Source organism: Stenotrophomonas panacihumi (assembly GCF_001431645.1).
Taxonomy (GTDB): Bacteria; Pseudomonadota; Gammaproteobacteria; order Xanthomonadales; family Xanthomonadaceae; genus Stenotrophomonas_A; species Stenotrophomonas_A panacihumi.
Map to the genome: position 1 here is coordinate 63,022 of NZ_LLXU01000058.1, position 25,133 is coordinate 88,154.

Consider the following 25,133-nt stretch of genomic DNA (forward strand, 5'->3'; position numbering starts at 1 on the left):
TTCACGTCATCGGGGGAGACGGATGAAGCGAAGGATGCTGGCCTGGGCGCTCTGCCTGCCCGCCCTGCTCGGTTGCACGGCGCGCTCGCCGCTGCAGGGGCAATGGGTGGTGGACCTGCAGGGCACGATCGAACAGGCGCGCCGCGATGGCATCACCGCACAGGCGGTGCCGCAGATCCGCGCCGTCTACGGCGGCGGGCGCATCGAGATCACCGACGAAGCGCTGGTGATGCGCATCGACGGCATGCCCGAGGCGATCTCGCGCCACTACCGCGTCCTCGACCAGCAGGGCGATTGCTACCGCATGGAAATCAATGGCGCCCCCGGCACGCATCGCTACTGCCTGCGCGGCGCGCGCCTGCTGGTGCACGACCCGTCCACGCCGCTGACGGTGGTGTTCCAGCGCGCGCCCTGAGGGGGCTCAGCCGCGCGGCTTGCGGCGAGCGCTGGTCTTGCGCGCGGGGGTGCGGGTCGCCTTCGTGGCCTTCTTCGGCGTGGTCGCCCTGGTCGCCTTGGTTGCCTTCGCCGGCTTCGCTGACTTGCCTGCGGTCGTGGTCGACCGCTTGGCCACCGAGCGCTCCTCGGCCGCGCGCCGCGGCGGTGGGCGTCGGCCGGCGGTCAACGCGCGCCAAGCGTGGCCGCCATTCAGCGCAAGCAATGCATCGGCGGCCGCCGGGCCAGCACTGCCGGCAGGGTAATTCGGGAAATCGCTCGGCGGTTCCTTCCACGCATCGAGGATCGGCTGCACGATGCGCCACGCCGCCTCGACCATCGCCGCATCCTGGAACAGGCCGGACTCACCGTTCATGCAGTCGCGCAGCAACTGCTCGTAGCCCACGGTGTATTCCTTGGGGAACCAGTCGCGGTAGCGGAAATCCATCCGCACCGGCGCCAGCGCCACCTGCGGGCCGGGTCGCTTGACGTCGAACTGCAGCGAGATGCCTTCGTCCGGCTGGATGTGCAGCACCAGCCAGTCCGGGCCATACCCGCCCACCTCGGTACTGCGGAACGGCGCCATCGGCGCGGGCTTGAAGCGGATGGCGATCTCGGTGGTGCGCTCGCGCAGCCGCTTGCCGGTGCGCAGGTAGAACGGCACGCCGGCCCAGCGCCAGGTATCGACCTGCAGCTTCATCGCCACGTAGGTCTCGGTATTGGAGTCTTCCGGGACGGTGTCCTCCTCGCGATAGCCCGGCACGGCGACGCGGTTGATCGCGCCGGCCGCGTACTGCCCGCGCACCACGTCCTCCGGCTTCAGCGGGCGCACCGCCTCGATCACCTCCGCGCGCCGGCGATGCATCGCCTCGGTGGTGAACGCCGCCGGCGGTTCCATCGCGATCATCGCCAGCAGCTGGAACAGGTGGTTGGGCACCATGTCGCGCAGGCAGCCGGTGGGGTCGTAGAAGCGCCCGCGCCCTTCCACGCCGATGGTCTCGGCGGCGGTGATCTGCACGTGGTCGATGCGGTCGCGGTTCCATACCGGCTCGAACAGGCCGTTGGCGAAACGGAAGGCGAGGATGTTCTGCACCGTCTCCTTGCCGAGGAAGTGGTCGATGCGGAAGACCTGGTCCTCCTCCAGCACGCGCGCGACGATGTCGTTGAGTCGGCGTGCGCTGGGCACGTCATGGCCGAACGGCTTCTCCACGATCACCCGCTTCCAGCCATTGCCTTCCTTCTGCTTCACCAGCCCGGCCGCGCCGAGGTTGAGCAGCGCCGGCTCGAAGAAGCGCGCCGCCGTGGCCAGGTAGAACAGCACGTTGCCCTCGGTGCCGTAGCGCGCGTGCAGCTTCTCCAGCAGCGTGCCGAGCGCGTGGTAGGCGTCCAGGTCGGTGAAGTCGCCGCGCAGGTAGTGCATGCGCTCGCGCAGCCAGTCCCAGGCATGGGTGTCGAAGCCCTCGGCCTGGAACTCGGCATCGCGCGCCACGAGCAGCTCGCGCATCTGCCGGCCGATGTTGCCGCGCCACGCGCGTTCGCTGATGTCGCCGTGGTCCACGCCGACGATGGCGAAGTGTTCGCCCAGCGCGCCTGCGCGGCGCAGGTTGTACAGCGCGGGCATCACCAGGCGGCGGGTGAGGTCGCCGCGGGCACCGAAGACGACGATGAGGCAAGGCGGCACGGCCGGGTTGGCGGTCATGGGTGGCGTTCCTTTTCTCCGGAAAGACCATGCAGGCGCAGCGCGCTGTTGACCAGGGCCACGTGCGAATACCCCTGCGGGAAGTTGCCGAGCATGCGGCCGCTGCGCGGATCGTACTCCTCGGCCAGCAGGCCGACGTCGTTGCACAGGCCGATCAGGCGCTCCAGCAGCGTGCGCGCCTCGTCCAGCCGGCCGAGCAGGGTGTAGTTGTCGACCAGCCAGAAGCTGCAGGCGACGAACACGCCCTCGCCCGCCGGCAGGCCATCGGCCTCGTCGTCGGCGTGGTAGCGGCGCACCAGGCCGTCGAGGGTGAGGCGCTGCGCGATGGCGTCGGCGGTGGCGGCCACGCGCGGGTCGTCTGGCGGCAGGAAGCCGACCAGGGGAATCAGCAGGCAGGCGGCGTCGAGGCGGTCCGAGTCGTAGCTCTGCACGAAATGGCCATCGGCATGCACGCCGCGTTCGAGCACTTCGGCATGGATGCGGTCGGCCAGCGCGCGCCAGCGCACGCGTTGCTCGGGCGTGGAATCACCGAAGCCGTCGCGCGCGCCGCAATCGAATGCCAACCACGCCATCACCTTGGAATGCACGAAATGGCGGCGCGCCTCGCGGATCTCCCAGATGCCCTCGTCCGGTTCCTGCCAGCGCTGTTCCAGCTGCTCCAGGTAGACGGTGAGCAGGCCGTCGCCCCACTTCGGCGGTGGCACGCCTTTTTCATGCGCGTAATGAAACGCGCCGATCAGTTCGCCATACACGTCGAGCTGGAACTGGCCGGCCGCCGCGTTGCCCACGCGCACCGGCTGCGAGCCCTCGTAGCCCGGCAGCCACGGCACCGACCATTCCAGCAGCCGGCGCTCGCCCCACACGCTGTACAAGGCCTGCAGCTGGTCGGGCGAACCGGCCACGGTGCGGCGCAGCCAGTCGCGGAAGGCTTCGGCTTCGTCGTGGTAACCGGCGGTGATCAGCGCCACCAGCGTGAACACCGAATCGCGCAGCCAGCAGTAGCGGTAATCCCAGTTGCGTTCGCCGCCGAGGCGTTCGGGCAGCGAGGTGGTCGGCGCGGCGACGATGGCGCCGGTGGGCAGGTAGCTCAGGCCCTTGAGCACCACCAGCGAGCGCCTGACCTGCGCATCCCACGGCCCCGCGCTGTGGCAGCGGTCGGACCAGCGGTGCCAGAAGTCCTCGGTTTCGCGCAGCGCCTGCAGGGGGTCCAGTGGCGGCGGCGCCTGCTCGTGCGACAAGCCGTGGCTGAGCACGAACCAGGTGTGGCCGCCTTCGAGCAGGGTGAACTCGACTTCGGTGGCCAGGTCATGGCCGAGCAGGTGCATCGGCGTGCGCAGGGTGACGCGGTCCGGCCCGCAGACCGCCTGGATGCCATCGTCGATCTGCGTCACCCACGGCACCGAGTGGCCGTAGTCGAAGCGCAGCAGCACGCGCATCTGCAGGTCCACCTGCCCGCGCGTGCAGCGCACGATGCGCACCAGGTGCGTGTGCACTTCCTCGTCGTGGCTGGTGACCATGAAGTCCAGCAACTGCACGCTGCCGGTCTCGGTATCGAACGTGGTTTCCAGCACCAGGCTGCCGTCGCGGTACTGGCGCGTGCTGCGGTACGGCGCTTTCGGGGCGAGCTTCCAGCAGCCGTGTTCCTCGTTGCCCAGCAGCGCGGCGAAGACCGCATCGGAATCGAAGCGCGGCAGGCACAGCCAGTCGATGGTGCCGTCGCGGTCCACCAGCGCCGCGCTGCGGCAGTTGCCGAGCATGGCGTGGTCCTCGATGCGTGCTGCCGTCCCGGTCATGCGGGCTCCGTCGCCGGAAAGGGCGCAGTCTCACATGGGGGATGTGAGCATTTGATGCAGCGGCGCGCGGGCGTTTGGGAAGCTGCGTTGCGGGAGAGACGTTTGCTTGCGCTTGTATATGGCGTGGTCGCGGGCGCGCCCGATGGCTCAGCGCCCGGTCAAGCCCCGCAGCAGCGGCGCGACCTTGCGCTCCAGCAGCGCGACCAGCGCCGGGTCCATATAGGCGTAATCGTCCGGGATATCCAGGCACACCACCCGCATGCCGCGCAGGTGCGCGGCGAAGCGCTGCTTCAGCCGGCGCAGGTGCGCGCGCTCCATGACGCAGACCAGGTCGCAGCCTTCCAGCTGGTCGGCCGACAGCGGCACCTCGGCGTCATCGGCCAGGCCGGCCGAGTCGGTCTCCACGCCGGGCCAGTCGGCGAACACCCGCTCGGCCGTGGGGCTGCGCAGGCGGTTGCGGCTGCACAGGAACAGGACGCGCGCCAGCGGGGCTTACCGGCTCTCGCGCAGGAAGCGCGCCATCGACGACACGCCCGGCACGGCCGGCTCGAACTGCCCGGCGACATCGACGAAGCCGCGCATGATGGCGATCTCGCGCGGCGTGCGGTTCAGGCCATCGCGGCGGTCCGGGTCGGCACCGGCGCGCAGCAGGCGCTGCACCAATGCCGGCAGGCCATGCAGGGCCGCCAGGTGCAGCGGGCCGAAACCACGCGGGTCCTGCACGTCCAGCGAGACGCCTTCGTCGAGCAGGCGCTCCACGCCGGCCAGCACCACCTGTTCGTCGCAGCGCGTGCCCGGCTCGGCGCGCGCGCCGAGCAACAGCAGCAGCGGGCTGACCTTGCCGGCCGCGACCTTCTCCGGGTCGGCACCCGCCAGCAACAACGTATCGAGCAGCGCGAGCAGGCGCGAACGGTCGCGCGCGGTGAAGCCATACAGCGCGGCGCAATGCAGCGGCGCGAGGTCCTGCGCGTCGCCGGCATGCACGTCGGCGCCGGCGGCGAGCAGGCGCGCGCTGATGTCCGGCAGGCCCAGCGCGGCGGCCAGCATCAGCACGGTCACGCCGCCCGGCAGACGGTGTTCGATCTGCGCGCCGGCATCGAGCAGCGCCACGACGATCTCGGTCTGGCGCATGCTCACCGCCGCCGACAGCGGGGTGGCGCCACTGCTGGCGGCATGCTGCGGGTCGGCGCCGCGCGCCAGGCACAGGTCGACGACCGCGGCATGGCCACTGCCGGCGGCGCGCAGCAGCGCGGTGCAGCCCTGCGCGTCGACGGCGTCGACCGGCAGGCCGAGTTCGATCAGGCGGCGCACCGCGTCGGCGTCACCGCGGGTGGCGGCGGCCGGCACGTCGGCCGCGCGCAGCGGGCGGCGCGGCAGCGGCCACACGCGCCAGTCCAGCCAGTCGGCCAGGTCGCGGCGGCCGGTGGACAGCGCCACGCCCAGCGGGGTCTGGCCGTCGGCGGCGCGTGCGTCCGGCGAGGCGCCCTGCATCACCAGCAGCTTCAGCGAGGCTTCGCGACCCAGCGCGGTGGCCAGGTGCAGCGCGGTCATGCCGTGGCTGTCGCGCGCCTCGCGGTCCACGCCGCGTTCCAGCAGGGCCTGCTGCAGGCGCAGCCAGCCCAGGCGCACGGCCAGCGACAGCGGCGGCTCGCCGCCCTGGGTGCCGGACTGCGCGAACGGATCGGCGCCACGCTCCAGCAGTTCGAGCGCGACCTGCTCCAGGCCACGCGAGCCGCTGTCCTGCTGCACGCAGGCGGCGAGGAAACGGCTCAGGCCACCGGCGCCGGACGGCGACACGCCGTGGCGCAGCAGCACCTGCAGGGTCGGCACGGCATCGAGCCCGCGCGAGAGCAGCGCGAACACCGGCACGTCGCCGCAGGCATCGCGCACTTCGGCGTCGGCGCCGTGGCGCAGCAGCCAGTCCACGGCGTCGGGGTTCAGGGCCAGGTGCGGGTCGTGCAGCAGTTCGCCCAGTTCCTGCGGCGCGCACAGCCGCGCCAGCGCGGCCAGGCCTTCGCCGCGGCCGAGCTGCAAGCCTTCGCGCAGCAGCACCAGCGGCGGGCGGTCGAGCACCGGCGGCGGCGCGCCGGGGTCGGCGTCCGCATCGGCGCGGGTATCGGTGACGGCGGCCGGCAGCGGATATTCCGGATCCAGCAGCGCGACGATGCTCCAGCGCCCGGCTTCGGCGGCCAGGTCCACCGCGCGGCGGCCGGCGTGGTCGGCCTGGTCGGCCGGCAGGCCGAGGTCGAGCAGGCGCTGGATCAAGGCCGGCGAGGCCTGTTCGGCGGCGGCGGCGAGGATCACCGCGCCGCGGCCGTCGCTGTCCACGGCGGTGAAATCGGCCTTGCGCGCCAGCAGCTGTTCGAGCACGGCCGCGCGGCCCTGGCGGGCGGCTTCCAGGAACGGGGTGCGGCCGAACAGGTCGCGGGCGTCGAGGTTGGCGCCGGCGCCGAGCAGCACGTCGACGATCTCGGCATGGCCGGCCAGCGCGGCCTCGTGCAGGGCGCTGCGGCGCTGGCGGTCGCGCGCGTCGATGCGCGCCTTGTGCTTGAGCAGCAGCTGCACGCCGGCCGGGTCGTCTTCCTCGGTGCCGGCGGCGGCCAGCAGGACGGGGCTGCCCTCGGCCGGCTCGGGCTTGGCGCCGCGCTCCAGCAGGAAGCGGGCCAGGCGCCAGTTGCCGGCCTGGCAGGCGGCGGCCAGCGGCGAATGGCCTTCCTGGTTGAGCGCGTCGATCTCGGCGGCGGCATCGCGCAGCAGCGCGGCCACGCCCGGATCGGAGCTGCGCACGGCATGGTGCAGCGGGGTGTTGCCTTCGCCATCGGTGACGCGCGGGTCGGCACCGTTGGCGAGCAGGGTCATCACCGCGTCGGGGCGGCCGTGCCAGCTGTCGCGCGTGGCGGCCAGCAGCGGGGTCATGCCGCGGTACGGCTGGTTGATGTCCACGCGGCGGATGATGAGCTCGCGAAGCAGGCGCAGGTCCGGCAGCACGGCGGCGAGCACCACCAGGCTGCGCTGGTCGCGCCAGCTGTCTTCGGGCAGGGCGTGCGGATCGACGCCGGCTTCCAGCAGCTGCAGCGCGCGATCCACCCGGCCGCCGCGCGCGGCGTCGTACAGCGCCGGCACCCATTCGTGGCGCGGCAGGGTTTCCAGCGGGGCCGATTCGACGGCCGCCGCGGCCAGCAGTTCGCGCGCCTGCGGCGAGGCCGCCGGGGCCAGGGCCGCCGTGCCGGCGTGGGGCATGCGCTGCAGCAGCAGGTGCAGGGCCGGCGCGAGCAGCGCCCCGGCCACCGCCGCGCCCCAGCGCGCGCCGCCTTCCAGCAGGCCCGGCCAGGCCAGCACGAGGCCGGCGCCGCAGACCGCCAGCACCGCCGCGGCCACCACCAGGCCCTGCCAGGCGTGCAGTTCGCGCCCGCCCAGGTGCTGCCAGCCGGTGCGCAGGTCACCGCCTTCGCGTTCGAGTTCGTGCCACAAGGGCCAGGTGCGCCACAGGCCGAGCAGGGTCGCGGCCACCGCGATGCTCAGCGCCAGCGCGGCCGGCAGGCTGCCGCTGTCGCGCAGCGCGGTCAGCGGCCAGGCCACCAGCAGGGCGAGCAGCGCGCCGCCGCCGGCCCACAGGCCCAGCAGCGGCAAGGCACCCTGGAGGGCGGCCTTGGGCGTGGCGGGCAAAGCGCGGGTTCCGCGCGCCCACGACACGCCCAGCGCGAAGGCCGGCTGTGCCAGGCACACCGCCAGCGCCGCGACCACCCCGCCGACACCGGCGAGCAGGCTCAGCAGCGCACCGGCCGCGAAGGCCACCGGCAGCAGGCGCGCGCGCGGCAGGCGGTCACTCACCGGCACGCTCCACGCCCGGCAGGGTCTGCGGCATCTGCAGGTAGAAACCCCGCCCGGCCAGCGCCTCGCGCACCTGGGCGATATCGGCCTGGGCCAGCTTGCGCTGGGCATCCAGGGACACTTCGAGCACGAACGTCAGCGCGCCCAGCTGGGCGAGCAGCGGCGCCGGCAAGGCGCCGAAGGCATCGCGCGCGGCGAGGTAGACGAAGGTGTCCTGCTTGCGTTGGCTCTTGTAGACGTAGGCTTGCATGCGTGCGGGCCACGCCCAGCGGAGAGAAAAACCAGCGGGAATTGTGTCGGAAATACGGCACTGGCGAAAGGTTCGCCAGCGTGCTTCACACCCGGCGCTGTTCATTATCCCGGTGGCAGGCAACGGCGCGGTGAAAAAGAGAAGGCCCGCCGCGGGCCGCGGCCGGAAGTTCCGGCGGCGACGCGCGACGGGCCCGGTCGGGCACGCGGGGCTTACTTCACCTTCGCGTAGGTGCCCTTCAGCGCCATGCCGGCGAGGATGGCGCCGGCGTAGCACTCGTAGCTGGTCGGGCTGCTGAATTCCTTGGCCTTGTAGAAGCTGACCACGTCGATCACGGCGTTGGCGCCCTTGGCCTTGGCGCCGTCCTGCAGCGCCTTGAGCACCGACAGCGTCACCCAGCGGCAGGCCGCCTCGTCGCTCTTGTTGGCGGCGTTGGTCTTGCGGTTGGAGACATCGCTGCCGAACGATTCGATCACCGCCGGGTGGCTCTGGCCGGCGAGATAGAACTTCACGCTGCCGTCGATGCCGGCGTCCTTGGCTTCCTGCGAATTCACCAGTTCCTGCAGCGACTGCTCCACGCGCGTTTCGCGGGCGAAGGCGCTGGGCGCGGCGACCAGCAGGGACAGGCAGGCGGCGGCGAGAATTCGTTTCATGGTGGGGCTCCTTGTGGTTGAACGACGGTCAATGCGGCCAGCGGCGGAAGATCAACGAGGTGTTGATGCCGCCGAAAGCAAAGTTGTTGCTGGCCACGTATTCGATGTCCAGCGCGCGGCCTTCGCCGGTGACGTAATCCAGCGCGGCGCAGCGCGGGTCGACCTGCTCCAGGTTCACGGTCGGGGCGAACCAGCCCTCGCGCATCATCTCGATGCTCAGCCAGGCCTCGAACGCGCCGCACGCGCCGAGCATGTGGCCGACGTAGCTCTTGAGCGAGCTGATCGGCACGCCGGTGCCGAACACCTGCGCGGTGGCCTGCGATTCGGCGATGTCGCCGTGGTCGGTGGCGGTGCCGTGGGCGTTCACGTAGCCGATCTGCGACGCCTGCAGGCCGGCGTCGGCCAGCGCCAGGCGCATCGCCTGGGCCATGGTGTCGGCGCTGGGCTGGGTGACGTGCTGGCCGTCGCTGTTGGTGCCGTAGCCGACGACCTCGGCCAGGATGTTCGCCCCGCGCGCCTGCGCGTGTTCGAGTTCTTCCAGCACCAGGGTGCAGGCGCCCTCGCCCAGCACCAGGCCGTCGCGGTGGGCATCGAACGGGCGCGGCGTGGTTTCCGGCGCGTCATTGCGCACGCTGGTGGCGAACAGCGTGTCGAACACCGCCGCGGCGGTGGCATCCAACTGCTCGGCGCCGCCGCACAGCATCACGGTCTGCTTGCCACTGCGAATCGCCTCGTAACCCGAGCCCACGCCCTGGCTGCCGGACGTGCAGGCGCTGGAGGTGGTGATGACGCGGCCGGTGAGCCCGAAGAACACGCCGATGTTCACCGGCGAGGTGTGGCTCATCATCTTCAGGTAGGTGGTGGCGCTGATGCCGGCGGTGGTGAATTCGTTGAGCATGCGGCCGAACTCGGCGGTGGCATCGTGCGCGCCGGAGGAAGAGCCGTAGGACACGCCGGCCATGCCGCCGCGCAGCACCGGGTGGCCGAGCAGGCCGGCCTGTTCCAGCGCCAGTTCGGTGGCGCGCACCGACATCACCGCCACCTTGCCCATGCTGCGGGTGGTCTTGCGGTTGTAGTGCGGCGGCAGCTCGTAGGCCTGCGCCGGCGCGGCCAGGCGCGTGTTCAGGCCCTCGTAGACATCCCACTCGGGCATGTGCCGCACCGCGTTGCGGCATTCGCGCAGGCGCAGGTGGATGCTCGACCAGTCATGCCCCAGCGGGCTGATGGCGCCTGCGCCGGTCACCACGACGCGCTTGTCGTTGCTGCTCATCCCACCAGTCCTCCGTTGACCGAGATCACCTGCCGGGTGATGTAACCGGCATCCTCCGAGAGCAGGAAGGCCACCGCGGCGGCGACCTCCTCCGGCCGGCCGAGCCGGCGCGCCGGCACCAGCGGCAGCGCATGCTCGACCACTTCGGCGTCGAGCATCTCGGTATCGATCAGCCCCGGCGCGACGCAGTTGACGGTGATCGCGCGGCTGGCCAGCTCCAGCGCCAGTGCCTTGGTCGCGCCGATGATGCCGGCCTTGGCCGCGCTGTAATTCGTCTGCCCGCGGTTGCCCACCAGCCCGGAGACCGAGGACAGGGTGACGATGCGGCCCGGCTTGCGCCGCCGCACCATCGGCATCACCAGCGGGTTGAGCACGTTGAAGAAGCCGTCCAGGTTGGTGTGCACCACCGCGTCCCAGTCTTCACCGCTCATCGCCGGGAAGGCGTTGTCGCGGGCGATGCCGGCGTTGCACACCACGCCGTAATAGGCGCCGTGGGCCTCCACGTCGGCGAGCAGCGCGGCGGCGCTGGCGGCGCGGTCGGCCACGTCGAAACCCAGCACACGGGCCTGTTGGCCCAATGCGCGGATCTGTTCGGCCACCGCCTCGGCTTCCTCGACGCGGCTGCGGCAATGCACCACCACGTCATGCCCGGCCTGCGCCACGCGCAGGGCGATGGCGCGGCCGATGCCGCGACTGGCCCCGGTCACCAGGACCGTCGTCTCCCCCTTCATGCCTCACCACTCTCCAGGTAAGCCGCCGCATCGGGCGGCTCGAAAACCGAAATATTGGCCGTCGCCAGCACCGCCTCGCCCAGCACGATGCGGCAGGCGAACATGCCCAGGCCATTGTCGCCCATCAATTCGCAGTGTGCCTCCACCCGCAGCAAGGCGCCGGCGTCGAAACGCGGCGTATGCGCCTGGTAGCGGCGGGTGCCGAGCAGGAAGCCGATGGAGGGCTCCTCGCCGCGGGCGCGGGCGCGATGCCCGGCCCAGGCGGCGACGGTCTGCGCCATGTACTCCACGCCCATCCACGCCGGCACGCCGCTCGCGTCGCCGAACAGGGCGTCGGCCGGCACGCGGACCTCGGTCACGATGTCCTCTTCGCCGCAGGCCAGCACGCGGTCGACCAGCCGCATCATGCCGCGGTGCGGGATGAACTGTTCGATGTCGCCGGGTGCGTTCATCGGCCCGCCTCCTTCGAGAAAGCCAGCACGGCGTTGCTGCCGCCGAACGCGAAGGAATGGCTGAGCAGGTGGCGCGGCGTGCGCGCGGCGACCTGCCCGGGCGCGACCAATGCCAGCGGCGGCAGCTCGGGGTCGGCCTCACCGTCCCACCAGTGCGGCGGCAGCAGGCCGGCGGGGTTGCGCGCCAGCGTGAGCCAGCACAGCGCCGCCTCGATCGCGCCGGCCGCGCCGAGCGTGTGGCCGGTGAGCGGCTTGGTGGCGCTCGCCGGCACCGGCGCGCCGAACACCGCGTGCACGGCGCGGCTTTCCATCGCATCGTTCTGGCGGGTGGCGGTGCCGTGCAGGTTGACGTAGTCGATCTGCGCGGGGGTCAACTCGGCGCGGGCGAGCGCCTGGCGGATCGCGTCGATCGCGCCGGTGCCCGCCGGGTCCGGCGCGGAGAGGTGGTGCGCATCGGAGGTCTCGCCCCAGCCGGACAGGCGCACTTCGCCTTCGTCGCGCGTCATCAGGAACAGCGCGGCGCCTTCGCCGATGTTGATGCCCTCGCGATGGCGCGAGAACGGATTGCAGCGCTGGGCGGAGACCGACTCCAGCGCGCTGAAGCCTTCGACGGTGAAGCGGCACAGCGAATCGGCGCCGCCGGCGATCACCGCATCGACCAGCCCGGCCCGCAGCAGGCGCGCGGCCGACATCATCGCCTTGGCGCTGGACGAACAGGCGGTGGACACCGTCCATGCCGGCCCGCGCGCGCCGCTGAGGTGGCGCACGAAGCGCGCCGGCGTGCCCATTTCCTGCTGTGCGTAATGGAAGCCTTCCGGCCACGGCTGACCGTCGGCACGCTGGCGCAGCGCATGTTCCGCCTCGCCGATGCCCGAGGTGCTGGTGCCCAGCACCACCGCCACGCGCGCCGGGCCATGGCGTTCGATCACCGCGGCCACGGCCGGCGCGATCTGTGCATAAGCCTGCCGCAGCAGCGCATTGTTGCGCCCCCGCAGTTCCACCGGCATGTCGTCCATCGCCGGCAACGGCGTGGTGACCCGGCCCAGCACCAGCGGGCGACCAGGCGTCACCGCCTCCGTGGCGGCGTTGGCTGGCGGGCGGGTGTCGAACAGCGCATGGCGCACCGAGTCGGCGTCGCCGCCGAGCGCGCAGACCACGCCCATTTCATTGAGGAACACGTCTTTCACTGCGGATTGGATTCCAGCGGGGCCGATTCAATATCCAGGGCATAGCCCTCGGCCAGGTTGCGCAGGGTCTGGTGATTGGCATCGCGGCGCTCCAGCACCAGCCAGGGCGTGCCGTCGTGTTCGAGCTGGCGCGTGGCGCCCTGCTCGACCAGCGTCCAGCCCGCGGGCAGCGCGGCGCGCACGGCCTCGGCCGGCCACAGCGCGAACTGCAGGTCGTCGAGCACGCGCTCACCGCGCACCTGCGGCGGCAGCCACGGCGCGCGTTGCTGCTGCAGGGTGTGGCCATCCCACCGCAGGGTCACGCCAGTCTGGCCGAGCGCCTGCACGGCCAGGCGCACTTCGCTGGCATCGGCTTCCAGCAGCGCGTCGAGCGTGCTGCGGTGGCTGCCGTAGCTGAAGACCAGGCGCTGCTGCAGCGCCAGCGGCTGGCCGAGCGCGGCCGGCGCCAACTGCAACGGCGGCAGCGCGATGGCCGGCGGGCGCACGCGCGCGCCGGCACAGGCCGCCAGCAGCAGCACACCGGCGAGCAGCAGGACGCGGGCGATCAGGCGCTGCACAGTTCCTCCAGCACGCGCAGGCGGCGGCCGCTGGGATCGGACACATACGGGTTGTCGCGGTCCCACGCATAGCCGGCGAGGATGGAGCAGATCATGCGGCGGATCTCCGGCTGCGGGTCGGGGTGGTAGATGATCTTCTGGAAGCCACCGGCGTACCAGGCTTCGACGAAGCGGCGAAAGGCCTTCACGCCGTGGCGCAGCGGCGCGTCGAACTCCGCTTCCCAGTCCACGGTTTCGCCGGCGTAACGGCGCGCCAGGCAGTCGGCGGCCAGCTGGGCGGACTTGAAGGCGATGGTGACACCGGAGGAGAACACCGGGTCGAGGAACTCGCCGGCATTGCCCAGCAGCGCGTAGCCCTCGCCATGCAGCGAACTGACGTTGGCCGAGTAGCCGGTGATGCGGCGCACTGGCAGCACGGCCCATTCGGCCTTGGCGAGCAGGCGGGTCAGGTTCGGATCCTCGCCGACGATGGCCTGCAGCTTCTGCAGGTCATCACCCGGGTAGCGGTCGAAGAACGACGGCTCGGCGACCACGCCCAGCGAGCAGCAGCCGTTGGAGAAGGGAATCGTCCAGTACCACACGTCCACGTGTTCGGGATGGGTGGTGATGAGGATCTTGTTGCGATCGAAGCCGGCTTCCGGCGCGATGTGGTCGCGCACGTGGGTGAAGATCGCGCCGCGCACCGGGAAGTTCGACGGCGACTCCAGCTTGAGCAGGCGCGGCAGCAGGCGCGCGAAGCCGCTGGCGTCGAGCACGAAATCCGCCTGCACGGTGTACTCGCGGCCATCCGGCGCGCGCACGTCCACTTCCGGCTGCGCGCCCGGCCGCACGGCCAGCACTTCGTGGCCGAAGCGCAGGTCGGTGCCCAGGCGCTGCGCGCCCTTGGCCAGCACGTGGTCGAAATCGGCGCGCTGCACCTGGTAGGTGGTGCCCCAGCCGGCGGAGAACTTGTCGCGGAAATCGAACTGGGTGGTGCGCTCGCCGCGCACGAACGCCGCGCCGTTCTTGTACTGGAAGCCCGCCTCGACCACGTCCTGCAACAGGCCCGCCTGTTCGATGTACTCCATGCTCTGCGGCAGCAGGCTCTCGCCGATGGAAAAGCGCGGGAACTGCTCGCGCTCGATCATCACCACCTGGCGGCCCTGGCCACGCAGCAGCGCGGCGGCGACCGAGCCGGCCGGTCCGGCACCGACGACGAGGATTTCGGTTCTTTCCGTAGAACGGGTCATGCGAGGGCCTTCGTGGGAGGAGGAGGTCAGTCGTGCGGCGCGGGGCGGAACAGCGGGGTGATCAACCACACCAGCCCGATGCCGAACAGCAGCGTCAGGCCGAACGCGCGCAGCGCCGGCGTGGACGACAGCGCCAGCAGGCCGAACGACAGCCAGGTGCTGGCCGCGCCGACACAGACCGAGAGCCACGCGCTGCGGTCGCCGCGGTGTTCGAGCAGGAAGATGCCGTAGTCGATGCCCATGCCGAGCAGCAGCAGCAGCGCCAGCACGTTGAACAGCAGCAGCGGCTGGCCGAACCAGCCCAGCAGCGCGACGGTGAGCAGGCCGGCGAGCAGCGTCGGGGTGATCACGCGCCAGGACTGGCCGCGGTAACGCCAGGCGAGCACGCCGAACACCAGCACCACGCCGGCGAGCAGCAGCGCGCCCATCATGCGGCGGTAGTGGCCGAGCAGTTGCGAGAAGTCCGCGGTGCGATCGACCCAGCGCACGCCGTCCAGCCCGTCGGCCTGCGCGCGCAGCGTGGCCAGCCCGTCGGCGCGCGAGAGGTCATCGACCATCACCACCGAGGCCTGGCCGTTGCCGAGCTTGCCCAGCCACAGGTGGCGGAACGGCAGCGAGACCGGATCACGCAGGAAGGTCTCGATGCCGGCCGGCGCGGCGTAACCCGGCCGCGCCAGCGTCTCGCCGGTGGCCTGGCCAACCTGCGCCAGCACGCTGCCTTCGATGCGCGCGGTCAGCGCGGCATCGGCCTGCTGGCGCGATTGCGCCGGCCACCAGTCGCTGATGGCCTGGTGCCCGCCGATGCGGCCCTGCGCTTCGAGCGCGTCGAGCTTGCCGACCAGCGCCTGTTCGCGCTGCAGTACCTGTTCGGCGTCGGCGCCCTGCACCAGGAAGAACTGCGCCGGGCTCGGCATGCCGAGCAGGCGGCCCACTTCGATCTGCTGCGCCATCAAGGCCGGCGGCGAGGATTGCAGGCTGCGCAGGTCGTCGTTCGGCTGCAGGCGCAGCAGGCCGCCGACGATCAGCACCAGGGCCACGACGCCCAGCACCGTGGCGACCTTGCCCGTGCCCTGCCCCAGCCGCGGCCAGCGGTCGAGCGTGCCGCCGAGCCAATGGGCAAAGCGGGTTTCGCGCACGCGGCCCTTGTCGAGCAGCGGGAACCAGGCAATCACGGTGAGGAACGCGCCGGCCAGCCCGACCACCGAGAACAACGCCATCTGCCGCAAGCCCGGGAACGGCGCCAGGCCGAGGGCGAGATACGCCAGCGCGCTGGTCAGCAGCGCCAGCCACAGGCCGGGCAGCAAGTGGCGCAGCAGCTGCCAGCGGCTGGCGTTCGGTTCGGCCTGTCGCGAGCCGAACCAGTGGATGCCGTAGTCCTCCGCCACGCCGACCAGGCTGGCGCCGAACACCAGCGTGAGCAAGTGCACCTTGCCGAACACCAGCGCGGTGACCGACAGCGCGGTGGCGCAGCCGATCAGTAGCGACATGGCCACCAGCAGGATCGGCCGCAGCGAGCGGAACGCCAGCCACACCAGCAGCAGCACCGCCGCCAGCGAGCCCCAACCGATGGTGTTGATCTCGAAATTGGCCTGCGCGGCGGCGGCTTCGGCATGCAGCGGCACGCCGGCGCGCAGTTCGCGCAGGTCCGGCACGGCGGTGCGCGCGGCGGCGGCCGCGGCATCCAGCGCCTGGCCGATGCGCTGTTCGCCATCGAGGCGGAACGCCGAATCGCGCGTCTGGAACTGCATCACCGCCCAGTAGCGGCCATCGGCCTGCAGCAGGCCGTCGTCGCCCACGCGCAGACCGGTACCGGCCGCGCGGGCCTGCCACCACTGCGGCCACAGGCCAAGCGGGTCGCGGTTCCATTCGGTGAGACGCGGCGCGCCGAGCGGGCCGTACAGCGCGGCCAGCGCCTGCTGGCCGAGCGTGGCGTCATCGGTGCCCTGCAGGCGCGCGCGCTGCGCGTCGGTGAGCAGGCGGTCGCGATACGGCGCATAGAACGCGCGCGCCTGGTCGAACCAACCCTGCACGGAGGCGTTCTCCTCCAGCGGCAGGGCGTCCTTGCCATCGGCCGCCTCGAACTCGCGCGAATACGCCGCCTGCGCGGCCTTGGCGCCCTCGGCGCTTTCGCTGCCGAGCAGCACCACGACCTGGCGCGCGCTGTTGTCGGCGATCAGGCGGGTGGCGTCGGAGAGCAGGCGGTCGTTGGCATCCTGCGGCAGCAGCGCGAGCACGTCGCTGTCGATGTGCGCGCCGCGCCAGAAGCTCCACTGGTGCGCGGCGACCGCCACGACCACTGCCAGCCACAGCAGCCCGACCCAGCGCCAATGACGATGCAGGCGCGCCTCGGCGCCCGCCGCGTGCGTGTTCGGCTCACTCAAGGCTGCGGGCCTCGTCGGCGGCCAGCGGCGGCGCCAGGCGGAAGTTGTCGAAGCTCAGGCGCGTGCGGTCGTGGTTGGCTTCCTCGATCTCCACCTTGCGCACGTACTGGTCGCCTTCCAGCTGCAGCGAGGCGAACGCCTTGGCGAGCATCGCCGAGCGCGGCGTGAGGTGCAGGCGCCAGCCATTGTTCGGCAGCAGTTCGGCGCGCACCTCGAAGCTGGCCGACATCGCCTGCACGTCGCCGCTCATCAGCGCGAACATCATCGCGTTGATCGCGCGCAGTGCCGGCTGCTGGCGGCCATCCACCTCGACCTGCACGCTGCCGTCGGCCTGGCGGCTGAGGATGCGGTCGCGGGTGAGCACGACGTCGGAGGGGAACGGCTTGAGCGTGCGCCAGATCACCCCGCGTTCCTGCGCCAGCACGAACTGGCCCTGCGAGCGCAGCGGGTTGCGGAAACCGGCGACCTGCTTTTCCTGCACGAAATCGGCGCGCAGCAACGCCGGGCGCGCGACGCGCTGCTGCACCTGCGCCAGTTCCGGCGGCACGGCGGGCGCGGCCAGGGCGGGCAGCGCCGGCAGCAGGGCCAGCGCGAGGGCCAACACGAAGGATTTCATTGCGGTTGCACTCCCAGCCGCTCCCACAGGATGGGAGGGCAGACGTATTGCAGTTCGCCGGTGGCGGCGAGCACGGCGACCTGGATCGTGTGCGCGCGGGTCAGCACCTGGCCGGTGCCGGCGTCGCGGATCTCGTAGTCGAGCTTCAGGCGGTTCTCGTATTCGCTGATGCGCGCGGACACCTTCAGCGCCTGCGCGTACAGCAGCGGGCGGATGTACTTCACCCGCGTATCGACCACCGGCCACAGGTAGCCCGATTCCTGCATCTGCGGGTAGTCGTAGCCATGCCGCGCGAGCAACGCGCAGCGGGCGATCTCGAAGTACTTGAAGTAGTTCCCGTGCCAGACCACGTGCATTGCATCGCAGTCATGGAAGGCCGGGCTCAGCTCGATCTCGATGGACAGCTCAGTCGACATACAGGGCCCATTGCTCCTGTCGGATATGCGCGACCAGCGCGCGCAGCTCGCCATCCAGGGCGCGGTCTTCCTCGACCAGCGCGATGCGTTCGCACAGGTCCTCGTGCATCGCCTCGGCCCCGCCGCCGAGCGCGGCGCGCTCCTGCACGCGCTCGCGCAGGGTGATGCCCTGGCGCGCGGCGATCAGCATCGCGGCCACCACCTGCTCGGCGAGCGTCAGCACGCGCAGGCAGTCGCGCGCGGCGATGGTGCCCATGCTCACCTTGTCCTGGTTGTGGCATTCGGTGGAGCGCGAGAACACCGAGGCCGGCATGGTCAGCTTGAGCGCCTCGGCGGTCCACGCCGAGACGCTGATCTGCAGCGCCTTCAGGCCGTGGTTGATCGGCGCGCGCTCGCCGGTGACGCCGGAGAGGTTGGCCGGCAGGCCGTGGTTGTAGCGGCTGTCCACCAGCAGGGCGAGCTGGCGGTCGAGCAGGTCGGCGATGTTGGCCACGGCGTTCTTCAGCGTGTCCATCGCCAGCGCGATATGGCCGCCGTAGAAGTGGCCACCGTGCAGGATCTGCTCGCGGTCCGGGTCGATCAGCGGGTTGTCGTTGGCGCTGTTGAGCTCGGTCTCGATGAGCTGGCGCAGGAACGGCAGCACGTCTTCGAGCACGCCGATGACGTGCGGCGCGCAGCGCAGCGAGTAGCGGTCCTGCAGGCGCTGGTCGTTGCGGCTGGGGCGGTCGCTGTGCAGGTCTTCGCGCAGGCGCGCGGCCACGCGCGTCTGGCCCGGATGCGGCTTGGCCGAGAACAGCACTTCGTCGAAGTGGTGCGCGTTGCCGTTGCTGGCCAGCACGTTGAAGGCGGTCAGGCGGGTGGCCAGGCGCGAGAGGTAATCCGCGCGGCGCCACGCCAGGCAGGCGAGCGCGGTCATCACCGCGGTGCCGTTCATGATCGCCAGGCCTTCCTTCGGACGCAGCTTCAGCGGCGTCATGCCGATCTGCGCCAGCACCTCGGCGGCGGGCCGGCACCGCCCCTGGTACATCACCTCGCGCTCGCCGCACAGCACGGCGGCGACATAGGACAGCGGGGTGAGGTCACCGCTGGCGCCGACCGAGCCCTCGGCCGGGATCAGCGGCAGCACGTCGTGGCGCAGCAGCGTGGCCAGGCCTTCGAGCAGCGGCAGGCTGACGCCGGACATGCCGCGGCTCAGCGAGGCCAGGCGCGCGGCGAGCACGGCACGGGTTTCTTCCTCGTCGAGGAAACGGCCCAGGCCGCAGCCGTGGTAGGTGTAGAGATGGTGCGGCAGTTCGGCGACCAGCCGCGGCGGGATGTTCACCGTGCACGAATCGCCATAGCCGGTGGTGACGCCATAGATGACGCCGTCCTCGGCCAGCAGGCGGTCGAGGAAATCCGCGCCGCGCTGGATGCGCGCGCGGAACGCCGCGTCGTCGCTCAGCGCGGCGACATGGGTGCGGCGGGCCAGGCCCACCACCGATTCGATCGCCAGCGGCGCGCTGCCGAAGGGCTGCACGGGCAGCTCATTGTCCATCTTCATGCGGAACCTGATCCCAGAAGGGGAAGAAATTGAACCAGTCATAGGGGGCGGCCACGACCTGCGCTTCCAGCCATGCGGCCAGGCGCGTGGCCTGCTCGGCGATGGCGGCGTCGCGCGAACCACGCGGCAGCACGATGCGCTCGGCGAACCGGGCGAACGACACGCGATAGCCCTCGCCCGCGTGCAGGCAGGACATGGTGAACACCGGGCAGGCCAGCACCGAGGCCAGCACGTAGGCGCCAATCGGGAACGGCGCCGCATGGCCGAGGAACGGCACGCGCACCACGCGCCCGCCGCCGACCGGTACGCGGTCGCCGGCAATGGCGACGAACTGGCCGGCCGCCACGCGCTCGGCCAGCACTGCGGCGGTGCCGGGGCCCATGTCGGTGACCTGCAGCAGTTCGACGCGGTGGCCCGGGTCGAGCTTGCGCATCATGCGGTTGATGCGCTGCGCGTGCGCGGTATGTACCAGCACGGTGATGCGAAAGCCGGGTACCGATTCGGCCAGCGCCTGGCACAGCTCCAGGCAGCCGATGTGCGCGGTGACGATCAACCCGCCACGGCCTTCGCGCACCAGCGCCAGCACCTGGTCGCGATGCAGCGCGACGCGTTCGGACGGATAGCGGCGGCCGGCGGCGAGCAGCTTGTCCAGCACGGTCTCGGCGAAGCAGGCGAAGTGGCGCAGGCTTTGCCATGCACCGGGTGGCCGCGCGAACACGCCTGCATGCGCATGCAGGCGTTGCAGGTACTGCAGCGAAGCGTGGCGTGCGGTGCGGTTGAGCAGCCAGTGCGTGAGCACCACCGGATACAGGCACACGCGGAACGGCCAGCGTCCGAACCAGCGATGCACGCCGCACAGGAAGGCGATACCCGCGGCCGAGGTGCTCTCGCCGATCTCCGCCCAGTGCGGCGTGCGCGCGGCGGCGTTCATGCGGCGGCCCCGCGCAGGCGACGCCACAGCAGGCGCGGCGAGCGCCGCAGCATCCCGAAGAACAGCCGCGTATGCATGCGGCTGATGCGCACGTTGTCGCGCCACACGTCGAAATGCGAGACACCGTCGCGCGGATAAGTGACGCGCGTAGGCAGGTTGATCACGCCGACGCCGCGCCAGAACAGGCGCACGATCATGTCGGTGTCGAAATCCATGCGGCGGCCGATCGGCTCTTCGGCCATCAGCCGCAGCACCGGCGGCAGCGGATAGACGCGAAAGCCGCACATCGAATCGCGGATCTGCAGCGACCAGGTGTTGATCCACACCCAGATGTGCGTGGCGTAGCGGCCGTACAGGCGGCCCTTCGGCACGCTCTCGTCGTACTGCGGTACGCCGGAGACGATCTGCCCGGGCGCGCGGCGCGCGTGGTCGAGGAAGCGCGGGATGTCGGCCGGGTCATGCTGGCCATCGGCGTCGATCTGCAGCACGTGGCTGTAGCCCAACCGCGCGGCCTCGGCGAAACCCGCCAGCACCGCCCCGCCCTTGCCCTGGTTGTTCGGCAGGCGCAGCAGGCGCACGCGCGGCGCATGCGCCGCGGCAAGTGCGTCGAGCACGGCGGCGCACGAGGCGCGCGAGCCATCGTCCACCAGCAGGCAATCCTCGCCGGTGGCGAGCACGCCTTCGACCATGCCGCCGATGGCGTGCTCGTGGTCGTAGACCGGGATCAGCACCAGCGGGCGGAAGGCCTCAGGCATGGCCGAACACCACCTTGCCGCTGGCATGCGGGCCGTGGTCGGACACCAGGCGGAACGCCAGCACCTGCTGGGTGGCGTTCCATTGCAGCGACATGCGCACCTGGTCGCCCGGGCGCAGCACGCGCTGGAATTTCAGCACGTCCATGCGCTGGAACGGCGCCTCGATGGCGAACGCCTCGCGGCCGAAGTGGATGGCCCAGTCCAGTTGCGCCACGCCGGGCAGGATGGCGGCCTGCGGGAAATGGCCATCGAAGGCGGCGAGCGAAGGATCGAGCAGGATGTCCAGCTCGGCCGCCTCGCTGCCACGCGCCTGCCATTGCGGCTGCGGATACGCCGGGCGGAACAGCTTCGCCAGGGCCGGCTCGGTGACCTTGCCCTGCGCGTTGAGCGGCAGCGCCTCGACGAAACGCCAGCGGCGCGGCCGCGTGACTGCATCGAAGCTGTCGGCCAGGTGCGCGGAGAGCTGCCGCGAGAATTCGCGACGGCCCGGCCCGCGCAACGCGGCCCAGCCGGCGTCGTTCGGCACGATCACCGCGCCGAGCACGCTGCGTGCGCCCGCCAGCACCAGCACGCGCGCCTCGGCCACGCCGGGGTGCTGCACCAATTGTTGCTGCAGGGCGTCGAGCGATACGCGGCGCTCTTCGATCTTGACGATGCGGTCGGCACGGCCGAGCAGGCGGAAGCCGCCATCGGGCAGCGCTTCGGCGCGGTCCTCGCTGCGCCACCAATGCGGCTGCGCGAGGTGCGGCGAATGCACTTCGAGGTGGCCTTCGCCATCGATGCGCCACTGCACGTTGGGCAGCGGGTGCCAGTGCGGTGCCTCGGCTTCCCAGCGGCGCCACGCGATGCCACCGGTCTCGCTGCTGCCGAACACTTCGGTCGGGGCCACGCCCAGGCGCTGGCGCACGTCATGCGCGGAATCCGCCGGCAGCGGGCCGCCGGAGGAAAACACCGCGCGCAGGCGGCCCTGCAGCGCGGCCCAGTCGAGTTGTTCGGGAATGCGCTTGAGATGCGCCGGCGTGGCGACCAGCAGGGCATCGTGGCCGGCCATCGCGGCGACCATGTCCTCGTGGAAGAACGCGCGCGGCATCGTTTCGCGCCCGGCGGCCAGCGGCCACAGCACGCGGAACAACAGGCCGTAGATGTGCTGGTGCGAGACGGTGCCGTGCACGCGCGCGCCTTGCGCCAGTTCGCCGAACGCGGCCTGCAGCGCTTCCACTTCGCGTGCGAGCTGGCGCAGGCACTTGGCGATCGCCGCGGGTTCGCCGGTGCTGCCGGAGGTGAACATCACCAGCCGCGCGGCTTCCTCGTCCAGCGCGCGCAGCGCCTGCGCATCACCGGCGCCGGGCGTGGCGCGCAGCGGCTTCACTGTCGCGGGCAGGTCGCCGGCAAAACCGTGCACGTGCGCGGCGAGGCGATCCAGCGTGCCGGGCAGGTCGTCGCCGGGCAGGAACACGCGCTTGCCGGCATGCCAGGCACCGAACAGCGCGGCGGAAAATTCGGCTTCGTCGGCAAGGTACAGCGCCCAGTCCTCGCCGGACGCGGCGGCGAACGCGGCGTGCCAGTCGGCCACGCGCTGCCGCCACGCGGCATGCGCGAGGCCCGGCCGCACCGCGCGCGCAGGCGCCTCGGCCAGCGCCAGGCGATCAAGCGCAATCCACTCAGCCATGGCCATGCGCCGCCCTCACCCGCTGGCGCACGCACCATTCCACCGCGAACAACACACCCATCATCACGTAAGCCAACAATCCGTTGTAAAGCGCCCAGGTCCGTTCCGACGCCCAGAAGGCCGTGGCGAGCGCGAGCGTGCCGTTGAGCACGAAGAAGCCGCACCACACCTGGGTGACGCGGCGGGTATAAGCGATGGCCTGCGGCGGCAGGTCCGGCTCGCTCAGGCGGGCGATGCGCTCCACCGCACTGGGCGGAAAACGCAGGCTCACCGCGAACACGGCCAGCATCACCGCGTTGACCAGCGCGGGGTACAGCTTCAGCGGCAGGGCCTGGTTGAGCACCGTGGCCAGCAGCGCCAGCACGCCGGCGCCGGCCGAGGCGGCCAGCCACACCGGCTGGCGCGTGGCCACCGCGCGCAGCAGGGCCAGGGCGAACAGCAGCAGCGCCAGCCAGCGCGGCTCGAAGCGTCCCATCGCCAGGTACACCAGCACGGGATAGGCCAGCGACAGCAACAGCAGCGCGGCCGCGCGCAGTCGGTTCACGGCGGCCGTCCCCGGGATCAGGCGGCCTGGTCGCGCAGCAGCCCGTGCAGCACGTCGATGATGTCCTGCACGGTGCGCACCGACTTGAAGGCATCCGGCTGCAGGCTGCGGCCGAGCAGCGGCTTGAGCTGCACGATCAGGTCCACCGCGTCGATGCTGTCGATGTCGAGGTCTTCGTACAGCCGGGTTTCCGGCTGGATCCGCGAGGGATCGATCTCGAAGCTCTCATGCAGGATCGCCACGATCCGGTCGAAAAGTTCGTTCTTGGTCATGCTCTTCAATCTCTGCTCAGGCGCTCACGCCGACGGGTGCGAGGCCACGAATTCGGCCAGCGCGCGCACGCTGGCGAAGTGCTTGCGGGTTTCCTGCGAATCGGCCGACAGGCTGACGTTGTAACGCTTCTGCAGCGCCAGGCCGAGCTCGAGCGCATCGATCGAGTCCAGGCCCAGGCCTTCCACGAACAGCGGCGCCACCGGATCGATGTCCTCGGGCGTGATGTCTTCCAGCGACAGCGATGAAATGATCAATTCCTTGATCTCGTGCTCAAGTGCCTGCACGCGCAACGTCTCCCGAAAAATAGTGACCAAGATGGTCGTTGAGCCGGCGTACCGCCAGCGCCTCGCCCCCCGGCGCGGCCGCGATGGCGTCCACGAACGGCGCGATCGGCAGGTCATCCCCGACCTCGATCAACATGTGAAATCGCCGTGAAGGCACACGATACCATTTCTGGCCCTTGCCCAATGTCGGCGGGGCGCAGGAAATCCTGACGGGCGTGATGTCCAGACGCCCACGCACGGCGATGTTGGCCGCGCCGCGCTGCAGGCGCAGCGGACGCCCGGGTTCGCTGCGGGTGCCCTCGGGAAAGATCACCAGGTTGCCCCCGCCACGCACGGCGGCGATGCAGTCCTCGACCAGCCCGGCACCCTCGTCGTTGGCGATGTAGCCGGCCGCGCGCACCGGTCCGCGCATGAACGGGTTGCGTGCCACGCCAACCTTCACCACGCAGTCGGCATCGGGGAGTAGGGAGATCAGGAACACCACGTCGATCAGGGTCGGATGGTTGGCCAGGATCAACAAACCACGACGCTGAAGCCGTTCACGTCCGCGCACTTCGTAGGTGAGCAGGCCGAGCGTGTGCATCAGCCAGACATGGCTGGCGAAGCTGCGCTGGATCCAGCGCCGTGCCAGCGCGCGGCGTCGCGCAGGTTCGCGCACGCCGAGCTGCAGCAGCGGGAACACGCACAGCCGCAGCAGCAGCCCGCCCACGCCGAAGGCCAGGAAACTCAAGCCCGTGCCGAAGACCCGCCAGGCATGATCCAGCCGGGTCGGCAGCAGGCGATCAACCATGGCGACGCCAGCGCCAGCGCTGGTCTTCGACGGCCACGTCGAGCTGCGGCTGGCCGCTGAGCAGGAAGTGGTGGACGGCCAGCCCGTGCTGGAGCGCGGAGGCTGGCGCGGGCGCGAGCCCGTCGGCCTCCCATGACAGGCTCAGGCGCTCGCCACCGGCATCGGCGGCCGCCAAACGCCAGCACCACGCATAGGCATGGGCCGGTTCGTCGGCAAAATCGTCGTAAACCTCGGGCAACGGGCCGTCATAGCAGACCAGCAGCACCTCCGGCGCACCATCGGCCAGCAAGGCGGCGGCCTCGATGCAGGCGTTCTCCACCGACGCGGCGCCGCCCGCCAGCGCGAGATAGTTGCCATGGCGCTTGCGCACGATGGAGTACAGCGCGGCCACCGCGTTATGCACGGAGAGGCTGAAGGCGGTCGGCGAGAGCGGCTCGGCCTGGCCCAGCGCGCGCAGCAGTTCGACCGAGCCGGCGACATCGCCGTGGCGCGAGACGAACACCAGCGGGACGTCCTCGCGGACGGGCGAGACGTCGCAATCGTCGGTGGCGCTGATCGCCATGCGGCCGAGGCGGTCGATCCGCCGCCGCATCACCGGCGGGACGTCGGCCAGCGCCGGGGCGCCTTCGCCGAGCGGGGCGGCTGGCGTGGCGGCGTGCGCCCAGTCGATCCAGTCCTGGGCCTGCGGCAGCCCTGGCGCCCAGGCCGACCAGCCGGTTACGGAAAATTCGATCATCGGGAAGACAGCGGCCAGGTCCGGAAAATGAATGATTCCGGAACATCCGGCATTCGATGCGGGGGATCGTGCCAGCGTGCCTTCCGGCGCGTCAATGTGCCGCATGCGGCGGGG

General features: G+C 71.2%; 25 protein-coding genes. 1 reads left to right on the top strand and 24 read right to left on the bottom strand.

The genetic code is table 11. The features are described 5' to 3' along the window. Positions 1-22: 22 nt before the first annotated feature. Positions 23-415 carry a hypothetical protein gene (locus ARC20_RS05205; protein WP_146165784.1) on the top strand — a complete coding sequence of 131 codons (393 nt, stop codon included), beginning with the start codon at positions 23-25 and terminating at the stop codon, positions 413-415. A gap of 6 nt (positions 416-421) precedes the next feature. On the opposite strand, the gene zwf is transcribed toward ARC20_RS05205, so the two are convergent. The 24 genes from zwf to ARC20_RS05325 form a co-directional block, all read right to left on the bottom strand. Next, complete coding sequence (gene zwf / locus ARC20_RS05210; RefSeq protein WP_057645386.1) at positions 422-2,131, bottom strand: glucose-6-phosphate dehydrogenase; 1,710 nt, start codon at positions 2,129-2,131, stop codon at positions 422-424. Further along, positions 2,128-3,924, bottom strand: a complete 1,797-nt coding sequence (locus ARC20_RS05215) for a glycoside hydrolase family 15 protein (protein ID WP_057645389.1) — start codon at positions 3,922-3,924, stop codon at positions 2,128-2,130. Before ARC20_RS05215 ends, zwf begins: the two co-directional genes overlap by 4 nt. Before the next feature lie 147 nt (positions 3,925-4,071). Next, the gene (locus tag ARC20_RS05220; RefSeq protein ID WP_202595432.1) at positions 4,072-4,398 is read right to left on the bottom strand and encodes a low molecular weight protein tyrosine phosphatase family protein; all 327 of its coding nucleotides are present in this window, start codon (positions 4,396-4,398) and stop codon (positions 4,072-4,074) included. Between the two features lie 18 nt (positions 4,399-4,416). Next, complete coding sequence (locus ARC20_RS05225) at positions 4,417-7,755, bottom strand: ankyrin repeat domain-containing protein (protein ID WP_057645394.1); 3,339 nt, start codon at positions 7,753-7,755, stop codon at positions 4,417-4,419. Continuing rightward, a complete protein-coding gene (locus ARC20_RS05230; RefSeq protein ID WP_057645398.1) occupies positions 7,748-8,005 on the bottom strand; it encodes a YcgL domain-containing protein in 258 nt (85 codons plus the stop codon). The genes ARC20_RS05225 and ARC20_RS05230 overlap by 8 nt, the downstream gene beginning before the upstream one ends. A 212-nt stretch (positions 8,006-8,217) precedes the next feature. Beyond that, a complete protein-coding gene (locus ARC20_RS05235; RefSeq protein WP_057645401.1) occupies positions 8,218-8,658 on the bottom strand; it encodes a hypothetical protein in 441 nt (146 codons plus the stop codon). 28 nt (positions 8,659-8,686) lie between these two features. Further along, a complete protein-coding gene (locus tag ARC20_RS05240) occupies positions 8,687-9,928 on the bottom strand; it encodes a beta-ketoacyl-ACP synthase (protein ID WP_057645404.1) in 1,242 nt (413 codons plus the stop codon). Continuing rightward, complete coding sequence (fabG, locus tag ARC20_RS05245) at positions 9,925-10,659, bottom strand: 3-oxoacyl-ACP reductase FabG (protein WP_057645407.1); 735 nt, start codon at positions 10,657-10,659, stop codon at positions 9,925-9,927. Before fabG ends, ARC20_RS05240 begins: the two co-directional genes overlap by 4 nt. Continuing rightward, positions 10,656-11,111 (bottom strand): hotdog family protein, encoded by a 456-nt coding sequence (locus ARC20_RS05250; RefSeq protein WP_057645410.1) that lies wholly within the window; start codon positions 11,109-11,111, stop codon positions 10,656-10,658. Before ARC20_RS05250 ends, fabG begins: the two co-directional genes overlap by 4 nt. Then, positions 11,108-12,298, bottom strand: coding sequence for a beta-ketoacyl-[acyl-carrier-protein] synthase family protein (locus tag ARC20_RS05255; RefSeq protein ID WP_081418044.1), 1,191 nt, complete (start codon positions 12,296-12,298; stop codon positions 11,108-11,110). The genes ARC20_RS05250 and ARC20_RS05255 overlap by 4 nt, the downstream gene beginning before the upstream one ends. Continuing rightward, positions 12,295-12,855, bottom strand: a complete 561-nt coding sequence (locus tag ARC20_RS05260) for a DUF3261 domain-containing protein (protein WP_057645414.1) — start codon at positions 12,853-12,855, stop codon at positions 12,295-12,297. The genes ARC20_RS05255 and ARC20_RS05260 overlap by 4 nt, the downstream gene beginning before the upstream one ends. Further along, a complete protein-coding gene (locus tag ARC20_RS05265; RefSeq protein ID WP_057645415.1) occupies positions 12,843-14,084 on the bottom strand; it encodes an NAD(P)/FAD-dependent oxidoreductase in 1,242 nt (413 codons plus the stop codon). The genes ARC20_RS05260 and ARC20_RS05265 overlap by 13 nt, the downstream gene beginning before the upstream one ends. Before the next feature lie 26 nt (positions 14,085-14,110). After that, on the bottom strand, positions 14,111-16,465 hold the full coding sequence (locus ARC20_RS05270) for an MMPL family transporter (RefSeq protein WP_057645418.1): 2,355 nt from the start codon (positions 16,463-16,465) through the stop codon (positions 14,111-14,113). Next, positions 16,458-17,081: an outer membrane lipoprotein carrier protein LolA gene (locus tag ARC20_RS05275; protein ID WP_057645420.1), complete on the bottom strand. Its 624-nt coding sequence runs from the start codon at positions 17,079-17,081 to the stop codon at positions 16,458-16,460. Before ARC20_RS05275 ends, ARC20_RS05270 begins: the two co-directional genes overlap by 8 nt. After that, positions 17,078-17,497 carry an acyl-CoA thioesterase gene (locus ARC20_RS05280; protein ID WP_057645424.1) on the bottom strand — a complete coding sequence of 140 codons (420 nt, stop codon included), beginning with the start codon at positions 17,495-17,497 and terminating at the stop codon, positions 17,078-17,080. The genes ARC20_RS05275 and ARC20_RS05280 overlap by 4 nt, the downstream gene beginning before the upstream one ends. Beyond that, entirely contained in the window at positions 17,487-19,031 is a 1,545-nt protein-coding gene (locus ARC20_RS05285) for an HAL/PAL/TAL family ammonia-lyase (protein WP_057645696.1), read from the bottom strand. Before ARC20_RS05285 ends, ARC20_RS05280 begins: the two co-directional genes overlap by 11 nt. Next, complete coding sequence (locus ARC20_RS05290; RefSeq protein ID WP_057645698.1) at positions 19,021-19,968, bottom strand: lysophospholipid acyltransferase family protein; 948 nt, start codon at positions 19,966-19,968, stop codon at positions 19,021-19,023. Before ARC20_RS05290 ends, ARC20_RS05285 begins: the two co-directional genes overlap by 11 nt. After that, positions 19,965-20,723, bottom strand: coding sequence for a glycosyltransferase family 2 protein (locus ARC20_RS05295; protein ID WP_081418045.1), 759 nt, complete (start codon positions 20,721-20,723; stop codon positions 19,965-19,967). Before ARC20_RS05295 ends, ARC20_RS05290 begins: the two co-directional genes overlap by 4 nt. Beyond that, a complete protein-coding gene (locus ARC20_RS05300; RefSeq protein ID WP_057645700.1) occupies positions 20,716-22,392 on the bottom strand; it encodes an ApeI family dehydratase in 1,677 nt (558 codons plus the stop codon). The genes ARC20_RS05295 and ARC20_RS05300 overlap by 8 nt, the downstream gene beginning before the upstream one ends. Then, on the bottom strand, positions 22,385-22,936 hold the full coding sequence (locus ARC20_RS05305) for a COG4648 family protein (protein ID WP_057645430.1): 552 nt from the start codon (positions 22,934-22,936) through the stop codon (positions 22,385-22,387). The genes ARC20_RS05300 and ARC20_RS05305 overlap by 8 nt, the downstream gene beginning before the upstream one ends. Before the next feature lie 17 nt (positions 22,937-22,953). Then, on the bottom strand, positions 22,954-23,208 hold the full coding sequence (locus tag ARC20_RS05310) for an acyl carrier protein (RefSeq protein ID WP_057645433.1): 255 nt from the start codon (positions 23,206-23,208) through the stop codon (positions 22,954-22,956). Between the two features lie 24 nt (positions 23,209-23,232). Continuing rightward, positions 23,233-23,493 (bottom strand): phosphopantetheine-binding protein, encoded by a 261-nt coding sequence (locus ARC20_RS05315; protein ID WP_057645703.1) that lies wholly within the window; start codon positions 23,491-23,493, stop codon positions 23,233-23,235. Continuing rightward, positions 23,480-24,283 (bottom strand): lysophospholipid acyltransferase family protein, encoded by an 804-nt coding sequence (locus ARC20_RS05320; RefSeq protein WP_057645435.1) that lies wholly within the window; start codon positions 24,281-24,283, stop codon positions 23,480-23,482. Before ARC20_RS05320 ends, ARC20_RS05315 begins: the two co-directional genes overlap by 14 nt. After that, positions 24,276-25,019 (bottom strand): beta-ketoacyl synthase chain length factor, encoded by a 744-nt coding sequence (locus tag ARC20_RS05325; protein WP_057645440.1) that lies wholly within the window; start codon positions 25,017-25,019, stop codon positions 24,276-24,278. The genes ARC20_RS05320 and ARC20_RS05325 overlap by 8 nt, the downstream gene beginning before the upstream one ends. Positions 25,020-25,133 lie beyond the last annotated feature (114 nt).

Bases quoted from the DNA above. Each gene is read 5' to 3' on its own strand.
- ARC20_RS05205 (WP_146165784.1), top strand. From the start codon at position 23: ATGAAGCGAAGGATGCTGGCCTGGGCGCTCTGCCTGCCCGCCCTGCTC.
- zwf (WP_057645386.1), bottom strand. From the start codon at position 2,131: ATGACCGCCAACCCGGCCGTGCCGCCTTGCCTCATCGTCGTCTTCGGT.
- ARC20_RS05215 (WP_057645389.1), bottom strand. From the start codon at position 3,924: ATGACCGGGACGGCAGCACGCATCGAGGACCACGCCATGCTCGGCAAC.
- ARC20_RS05230 (WP_057645398.1), bottom strand. From the start codon at position 8,005: ATGCAAGCCTACGTCTACAAGAGCCAACGCAAGCAGGACACCTTCGTC.
- ARC20_RS05235 (WP_057645401.1), bottom strand. From the start codon at position 8,658: ATGAAACGAATTCTCGCCGCCGCCTGCCTGTCCCTGCTGGTCGCCGCG.
- ARC20_RS05240 (WP_057645404.1), bottom strand. From the start codon at position 9,928: ATGAGCAGCAACGACAAGCGCGTCGTGGTGACCGGCGCAGGCGCCATC.
- fabG (WP_057645407.1), bottom strand. From the start codon at position 10,659: ATGAAGGGGGAGACGACGGTCCTGGTGACCGGGGCCAGTCGCGGCATC.
- ARC20_RS05250 (WP_057645410.1), bottom strand. From the start codon at position 11,111: ATGAACGCACCCGGCGACATCGAACAGTTCATCCCGCACCGCGGCATG.
- ARC20_RS05265 (WP_057645415.1), bottom strand. From the start codon at position 14,084: ATGACCCGTTCTACGGAAAGAACCGAAATCCTCGTCGTCGGTGCCGGA.
- ARC20_RS05275 (WP_057645420.1), bottom strand. From the start codon at position 17,081: ATGAAATCCTTCGTGTTGGCCCTCGCGCTGGCCCTGCTGCCGGCGCTG.
- ARC20_RS05280 (WP_057645424.1), bottom strand. From the start codon at position 17,497: ATGTCGACTGAGCTGTCCATCGAGATCGAGCTGAGCCCGGCCTTCCAT.
- ARC20_RS05285 (WP_057645696.1), bottom strand. From the start codon at position 19,031: ATGGACAATGAGCTGCCCGTGCAGCCCTTCGGCAGCGCGCCGCTGGCG.
- ARC20_RS05290 (WP_057645698.1), bottom strand. From the start codon at position 19,968: ATGAACGCCGCCGCGCGCACGCCGCACTGGGCGGAGATCGGCGAGAGC.
- ARC20_RS05295 (WP_081418045.1), bottom strand. From the start codon at position 20,723: ATGCCTGAGGCCTTCCGCCCGCTGGTGCTGATCCCGGTCTACGACCAC.
- ARC20_RS05300 (WP_057645700.1), bottom strand. From the start codon at position 22,392: ATGGCTGAGTGGATTGCGCTTGATCGCCTGGCGCTGGCCGAGGCGCCT.
- ARC20_RS05310 (WP_057645433.1), bottom strand. From the start codon at position 23,208: ATGACCAAGAACGAACTTTTCGACCGGATCGTGGCGATCCTGCATGAG.
- ARC20_RS05320 (WP_057645435.1), bottom strand. From the start codon at position 24,283: ATGGTTGATCGCCTGCTGCCGACCCGGCTGGATCATGCCTGGCGGGTC.
- ARC20_RS05325 (WP_057645440.1), bottom strand. From the start codon at position 25,019: ATGATCGAATTTTCCGTAACCGGCTGGTCGGCCTGGGCGCCAGGGCTG.